General features: G+C 71.1%; 1 protein-coding gene. It reads right to left on the minus strand.

The window, feature by feature from the left end:
• Positions 1–85: 85 nt before the first annotated feature.
• Positions 86–938: phage portal protein (locus ABD140_RS39890; protein ID WP_344248275.1), on the minus strand; the 853-nt coding region annotated here is incomplete at its 5' end.

The following is a 938-nucleotide window of genomic DNA, read 5'->3' on the forward strand; positions in this document are numbered from 1 at the left end:
CCGCCGGCTCCGGGCGCGGGGCGAGGACGGGCACGGCGGATCCGCCACGGATCAGGTACAGGCCGCGTACTGCGGGCATGGGCTTTCACTCCTCGGGGTCGCCGTCGTCGGCGGGGTCATCGGGGTCCGGGTCGTCGTCGCCTTCGTCCGGCTCAGGTTCCGGAGCGGGGGCGGGGGCGGTCTTGGTCAGGGGCTCATCGCCCCACGGAACCGGCGGGAGGTCTTCGAGGTCGCGGACCTCGTTGACGGTGCGCCACTGGTTTTGCAGCGCGGACTGGTGGGCCTGGTAGCGCTGCAGGGCGCTGGTCTCCAGCAGCGCGTTGCGGTTGATGCGCACGTACTGCGGCTTGGGCAGGAAGTCCGACAGCAGGCGTTCCAGGCGGCGCAGCCATTTGTTGAGCGCGTACGTCAGCAGGTGCAGGCCGCGGTCGACGACGTTGGAGTACGTCATGGATCCGCCGGACTCATAGCCGAGGATCTCCGCGAGGCCGGGTCCGAAGATCCGCGCGCACTCTGCGGCCGAGAACCCCTGGGTCTGGAGGAACTGGGATTCCTCGGGGGTGATCTGCAGCTGCTTGTAGTCCCAGCCCTTGCCCAGCACCAGCGGCTCGCGGTTGCCGCGCAGCGCGGCCAGGAACCGCTGCTTGGCGGTGTCGACCTGCTTTTGCTCCAGCTCGACTTCGGTGTTGACCAGCAGCCCCGAGGGGTGGGCGCCGTCGCTGAACCACTGCAGCCCGTACCGGGAGGAGGCGATGTTGACGCCGACGGAGCGGGCCAGGTTCTGCACCGGGGACAGGCCCAGGACGTGGCCGGCCATCGGGTTGACGCGCCGGTGCAGCACGTCGCCCAGCTCGGCCTCGGGGACGGTCCGCCCGCTGACGGCCCAGCGGACGCGGCCGCCCTCCAGCCACCCCGACACCGCATCCGGCGGCAGGAGG

This window comes from Actinocorallia libanotica (assembly GCF_039525175.1).
GTDB lineage: Bacteria > Actinomycetota > Actinomycetes > Streptosporangiales > Streptosporangiaceae > Actinocorallia > Actinocorallia libanotica.